Origin of the sequence: Streptococcus oralis, from assembly GCF_003942875.1 — a bacterium.
Taxonomy (GTDB): domain Bacteria; phylum Bacillota; class Bacilli; order Lactobacillales; family Streptococcaceae; genus Streptococcus; species Streptococcus oralis_BX.
In genome coordinates this window covers 99736-106351 of record NZ_RMVK01000008.1, presented here as the reverse complement: position 1 = coordinate 106351, position 6616 = coordinate 99736, and the positions used below count along the sequence as shown (strand labels likewise).

The 6616-nt window shown below is 43.3% G+C and carries 5 protein-coding genes and 1 pseudogene; all 6 read right to left on the bottom strand.

Features of this window, described 5'->3' with window-relative positions:
- A pseudogene (locus tag D8844_RS09395) lies at positions 1-98 on the bottom strand (IS200/IS605 family transposase); the annotation flags it as partial.
- A gap of 725 nt (positions 99-823) precedes the next feature.
- Positions 824-2329 (bottom strand): zinc ABC transporter substrate-binding lipoprotein AdcA, encoded by a 1506-nt coding sequence (gene adcA, locus D8844_RS09390; RefSeq protein WP_125423633.1) that lies wholly within the window; start codon positions 2327-2329, stop codon positions 824-826.
- 9 nt (positions 2330-2338) lie between these two features.
- Positions 2339-3145, bottom strand: a complete 807-nt coding sequence (locus D8844_RS09385) for a metal ABC transporter permease (protein ID WP_000950027.1) — start codon at positions 3143-3145, stop codon at positions 2339-2341.
- Positions 3138-3842 (bottom strand): metal ABC transporter ATP-binding protein, encoded by a 705-nt coding sequence (locus tag D8844_RS09380; protein WP_001269482.1) that lies wholly within the window; start codon positions 3840-3842, stop codon positions 3138-3140. Before D8844_RS09380 ends, D8844_RS09385 begins: the two co-directional genes overlap by 8 nt.
- Entirely contained in the window at positions 3842-4282 is a 441-nt protein-coding gene (gene adcR, locus D8844_RS09375) for a zinc-dependent transcriptional regulator AdcR (protein ID WP_001249328.1), read from the bottom strand. Before adcR ends, D8844_RS09380 begins: the two co-directional genes overlap by 1 nt.
- Positions 4283-4430: 148 nt before the next feature.
- Positions 4431-6482 (bottom strand): cell surface ecto-5'-nucleotidase Nt5e, encoded by a 2052-nt coding sequence (gene nt5e, locus D8844_RS09370; protein ID WP_125423630.1) that lies wholly within the window; start codon positions 6480-6482, stop codon positions 4431-4433.
- Positions 6483-6616: the final 134 nt, after the last annotated feature.

Below are 6616 nucleotides of genomic sequence, written 5' to 3'. Positions count from 1 at the left end.
TGATTATAAATGATTTTTCGTCTATACTTAGGGGTGAACACAATGTGATATTTACACATCCACTTTGTGTGTGATAAACTATGTGCCTTTTGTGCCATATTTTTCTCCTTTCGCTTTACAATTGGCTTGAACACCTTTATTGTATCGCGTTTGGAGTTTTTTTGGTATAACCTTCGTCGCGCACCCGCATAGCGGGTGGTTTATTTGTCTCGCACCTTACGGAGCGAGACGGACTAATAGTCACATAACCAAAAGAACCTTTGCACCGCGCAAAGGTTCTTCTTTTATGAAACTTGGACCTGAAGTTGATCTACAAGCTGACTCTCTACAGTTATCCACAACTTGTGGATAAGAAAACATTCCTAAAAATCAGCTTCTCCAGAAGACAGCTCTTAGACTTGGAAGCCTTCACCCTAAACATACCTTTGTCAAACAGCCCTGTACTAGGGTTTCTACTAAATTTCCAGAAAGTCACTAATATACGAAACTATTATCAGGATGCTTCAACACCCTGGATTATATATCATTTTCCCCTAGACTTATCCACAGACTGTGAATAAACTATTGTTCCAGACTGCTCTCTCCTTGACTATAACAAAAAGCGATAGCAGCGTCAATATGACTAAGATTCCTTCCTAAATCCCCTGAAAAGATTCTATAATTTGTACAATCGTAGCTTTTGCATTCGCCAGCTAGTGAGAAGCAGCCAGTAGAAAATGACTGCTTTATCACATTGTGAACAGTACATCTGTGATACTATAATACCTAACAACCTAATCGTTTCTAGCAAAAAATCCCGCAGATTGCGGGATTTTCTCTTGCATCAATGCGCCAACATTTCTTGGGCAATTTCTTGGCCAGATAGGTTATCTGGGTAGTAGGTTGGCCAGTTATCCATCTCTTCAAAGAGGGCTTCTTGGCTAGTACCTCCAAAGAAGATATGGAAATGTTCTGCCTTAACTGGGGCGATATTGTGGTCACTAAACTGAACGTACTTGAACTGTCCAGCGTCCGCATCTGTCGCTTCAAAGAGGAAGCGCACACCACGATTACCTTTCTTATAAGTCAAGATTTTCTTGCCGACATACTTGTAGGTGAATTTCTTGCTTTGGCCACCTTGAACAAATTCCATAGTGTTGTCCGTGATGTTGATTTTGGTCACGTCTGTCTGATAGCCTTTTCTATAGTAGGCCTTGTACTCATCTTTGGTCATCTTGCCAGTCAACTTAGCCTTGTAGTCAAAGACTTGATCAAAGGTCCCATCTTCAAGGAAAGGATAGACAGACTGCCAGTTGCCAGCATAGTCACTCAAGGTACGGTCTTTGACATCTGCATCCTCAAAGTAACCATTGTGAACTGTCTTGGTATTTTCTTCCTTCTCTGGCTCGATTTCTGGTCCTTCTTGGTCCGTTGTCTGTTTCAAAGCCTTGAGGTTTTTCTCCATCACGGAGATATAGTCCTCACCAGCCTTGCTTGCTTCTTCTGTTAGACTTTCTAGCGGATTGAGCACGTCTAGTTTGACACCTGTTTCTTTTGAAAGTGTATTAGCTAGGGCTTGTGAGGCATTTTCTTCAAAGTAGATATAAGAAATCTTGTTTTTCTTAATATACTCTGTTAATTCTGCCAAACGTGCTGCTGATGGCTCTGCATCTGGTGATAGACCTGAGATGGATACTTGCTTGAGACCATAGTCCAAGGCAAGGTAGTTAAAGGCAGCGTGCTGGGTCACAAAGCTCTTTTGTTTAGCTTGAGACAAGCCATCTGTGTAGGCCTTGTCCAAGGTTTGCAATTTTTCAATATAGGCAGCCGCATTCTTCTCAAAAGTCTCTTTTTTATCAGGATAGTCTGCTGACAAGCTGTCACGGATATGTTCTACTAGTTTAATGGCCCGAACTGGTGAAAGCCAAACATGGGGATCGTAGTCGTGATGGTGACCCTCACCGCCATGATCATGCCCTTCCTCTTCTTCCTCACCACCTGGCAAGAGGAGCATATCGCCTGTTGCCTTAATGGTTTTCACTTTTTTCTTATCCAAGGATTCTAGCAGTTTTGGGACCCAAGTTTCCATGTTCTCATTTTCATAGACAAAGGTATCTGCGTCTTGGATTTTGGCAACTGCCTTGGCAGACGGTTCGTACTCATGGGGTTCTGTACCAGCACCGATTAGAAGTTCTACATTAGCAGTATCTCCTGCGACTTGCTTGGTAAATTCGTAGACAGGGTAAAAGGTTGTCACGATATTTAGTTTCCCATCTGCCTGTTTTTGATTGGAACAAGCCACTAAAAATAAGGCACATAGACTAGCTAGTAGTAAGCTCAGTTTTTTCATTTCATTCTCCTATTTGATAAAACGTTTCAGTAGACTGACTAACAAAAAGACAGCTACAAAGATAATGGTGATACTTGCGCTAGCAGGGGTTTCCGCATAGTAGGAAATATAAAGTCCTGCCACCATTCCCAAAAAGCCAATAGCGCTGGCTAGTAACATAACGGATTTGAAATTTTTCCCCAGACGAAGGGCAATGCTAGCTGGCAAAACCATAATGGTCGATACCAGAAGAGCTCCTGCAGCTGGAATCATAAGGGCAATGGCCACCCCTGTCACCATGTTAAAGAGGATAGACATGGTACGAACTGGTAAGCCATCCACAAAGGCCGTGTCCTCATCAAAAGTCAGGATATACATTGGTCGCAAGAACAAGAAAGTCAAGAGCAAAACGACCGCAGCAATGGCAAAGAGGAATAGCACCTGCTCCTGGCTAATGGTCACAATAGACCCAAAGAGATATTGGTCCAAACTCATGGAGCTCGAACTTTTCCCCTTACTCATCACGATAAGAGACACTGCAAGTCCTGTTGACATGAGGATGGCAGTCCCGATTTCCATAAAGTTCTTATAGACTGTCCGGAGATACTCTAGAAAGACCGCAGCAATCAAGACGATAGCAATGGTTGAAATAGTTGGAGAAATTCCCAAAACCAGACCAAAGGCTACCCCTGACAGAGAAACGTGACTGAGGGTATCACTCATGAGACTCTGACGACGTAAGATAAGGAAGGTCCCAAGAACTGGAGAAAAGAGACTCATGGCAATGACCGCCAAGAAGGCACGCTGCATGAAGTCATAAGATAACAAACTAAGCATGGTCCACCTCCTGGTCGCTTTCGTGAACGTTGAAACAACGCCATGGTGAGTCTTGGTTACGGACTAGATGAATATTGCGATCCGCATAGTCCTTGACCTCCTCAGGGTCATGGGTAATCATCAAAACAGCCTTGCCATGATGGTGGGCACTATGGTGCATGAGTTCGTAAAATTCATTTTTGCTTCCAGCATCCATCCCTGTCGTCGGCTCATCCAAGACAAAGATATCTGGGTCAGAAGCAAACATCCTTGCAATAACTGCTCGTTGCTTTTGCCCACCAGAGAGGGACCCAATTCGTTTGTCACGGTGTTCCCACATACCAACCGAGTCTAGACTGGCCTTGATATGCTCCTCATCATGGGCATTCAAGCGACGGAACCAGCCCTTTCGCGGATAGCGACCCGACTTGACAAATTCATAAACCGTACTTGGAAAACCAGCATTAAAACTGGCAATCTGCTGGGGAAGATAAGCGATCCTAAGCTTTTTCCCATGAGTGTTTGTCTTTGAGATGGTTACCTTACCAAATCTTGGTTGCAAGATGCCTAGACTTGCCTTAATCAGCGTCGTCTTGGCAGCTCCATTTTCACCAGTCAGGGTGACAAACTCCCCACTATCAACACTGTAGTTGATATGTTCGAGGACAGGTTCCTTGTCATAATAGAAAGACAAGTCCTCTACTGTAATATACCGCATTATTTGATTTCTCCTACTAAAGCAGTTAAAAACCGCTGGATAACTTCTTGTTCATTTGGAGTAAACTGACTTGCCACTTGTTCATAGGCTAAGAGCGTGTGTTCATGATGATGGTGGTGTTCCTCTGCCACTGGTCGAGCCAGCTCTGTCAGTTGATAAAAGATCACACGCGCATCTTTGGGATCTCTGGATGTCTCTAACATACCCTCTTTGACCAAAGATTTGATAGCCTTGGTCACTGCCGCCTGACTGACATTAAGGCGACGGGCCAACTCCGAGTTGGTTAGGGATTCTTCTGACAAGAGCATGAGGATGTGTTCCTGAGTATTGGTCAAGGCAACGTCACTCGTGCAATGCCCGATTAGAATTTCATGCTGGTTCTCAGATCTCAAGATCACCTCGTTTAAAAAGTTATCGATTTCCTGCGCAAGCTGTCTCATGTGTTACTCCTTCCCTAGCTATCTTTTTCGTAAAAAATAGAGATAGTCACCGATTCTTTACTGGTTAATTATATCATAAACCAAAAAAGAGTCAAGGGAAAAAGGCGTAAAAACGTTTCCTTAGACTCTTCTAGATGTGAAATTTAACCTATTTTTGCTTTGGTTTTCGGCTCGATAAGATACCTGCCAAACCAGCTACCATTCCCATCAAGAGCAAGAAGATGGACTGTTCACTTCCTGTATTTGGAAGGGCTTTTTCTGAGACAACTGCCTTCTTGCTAAATTGACCTGCCACCTCATAAGTCAATGGCACATTTGTAGTCGCATCGTTAGTAGCTGCATTCGTTTGAGGCGTTTCTACTGGCAGACTAAAGTTTTTAGAATCCACAGAAATTGTCCGTGAGTTCGGGTTGATCTTTTCATACTGGGCCAAATCAGCAGTCTTCAGATACTCTTCAAAGGCTGCATCCATAGAAGGACCTTCTTCACGCGCACCACCTAACATAGTGTAGCCATCACCACCCGCAGCTAGGAAATCATTGGTTGCAAGATAGTAGGTTTTTGCGAGGTCTAGAAGATCATAACGACCAGTTGCACGGTTTTTAACCTGGATGGCCAAGACACGTTTTCCTGATGGTAGGTTGGTATCATAGTAGACCTTCACACCTGAAACTTGCAAGAAACCACCACTTGGCTCCAACAATGGTTGCCCGTTCTCATCCAAGACCTTCTTGCCATCCTTATCGACCTGCAAGATAGATCCGAGTGATTTTTCAAACATATCTAAGACTTGTTGCCCCGTCACTTGGATTTGTGAGATGGTATTTCCAAATGGAAGAACGGCAATGACATTGCCTTTGGTGATTGGTTTGCCTTTTGCAATGGTTTCACGCAAGCCACCACCATTTGTCACAGCGATGTCAGTCGGATGGCTAAATCCTGTTTGACCATACTGATAGAGCGAGTCTGCCACGACGTTTCCGAGGTTGGTTTCACGGACCCGAACATTTTCACGATCACCGTTTAGTTCTACAGGGCTGTTTGAAACGACTTCAACAGCATTTTCAGCATCGTATTTTTGTTTAATGTCTTTGACTAGTTTTTCAACTGTTGGATTGGCTGGTAATTTTTTAGCATCAGCAGCCGGAATCTGAGTTGGATTGCCCAAAAGCTGACGTGATTTGTAGATAACCTTCCCAACATTATGAAGGTAACTTCCTGTTTGGTTATAGGTAACATTGTCTCCATAAGTCGTTGATTCTACTGTATGAGAGTGACCGTCGATTACTGTTACGCGTTTCCCTTTGAGACGAGGATTTTTAGATAGAGCTTCTGCCAAGGTTGAACCACGCCACTCGACTGGAGTTGTGGTATCTACACCCAAGTGAGCGAGCACAACATAGTGTTTGTAGTCCTTACCTTCTGCACGAGCCTTGGCTTGAACTTCTTCGATGACCTTATTGACTTCAGAGATTGGATCTGTAAAAGTTACCCCTTTGACATTTTTAGGGTGAGTTTTGGTTGCTGTTTCAGGTGTTGTCACGCCGATTACAACAAACTCATCACCTTCCACAGTCTTATCTTTATCAACGATTGTAGAAGCTTCAAAAAGACGAGCTCCATTGACATAGGTATTTGAGCTAAGTAATGGGAATTTCAAGATTTCCTTGTATTTCTTAGCTTCGTCTAAACCAAAGTCAAACTCATGGTTTCCTACTGCCATTGCATCATACTGCATCTGATTGAGAATTTCAGCACGCGCTTCACCCTTAGTAGAGTTGGAAATCGGTAAACCTTGGAAAGCGTCTCCCGCATCAACAACTAGAGTATTTTGATTTGATTTCGCACGTTCCTGCTCAATGACAGTTGCTAACTTGGCATCTCCAATTACTCCCTTTTCCTCTACAATACGACCATGGACATCATTGGTGTGTAAGATAACAGTGTCCTTTTCTTCGCTTTTAGTAGATTCAGCAGGAGCTGACGGAGCTTCTGTAGGTACAACCGCTTCTGAAGTTGCCGAAGTTTCCGGTACCGCAGGGCTCTCAACAGGAGCTGGAGTCGCCGACGTAGCTGGAGTCGCTACAACAGCTGAACTTTCTGCAGGAGTTGTTGCTTCTTCAGCGTATACTTGTCCAGCTAAGAAGGCTGGAGCTAACAGGGCTGTCGATAAGACAGGTAACAAAGAACGTTTGTTCATTTTAAAATCCCTTTCTTTTCTTTTTCTCTTTTATATTATACGCTATTTCTAAAAATTTTGAAACTTTTGACCTATTTGCATCTTAAATATTCGCCATTTAAACAAAAAAGCTTGGGTTCAAATCCCAAACTTTT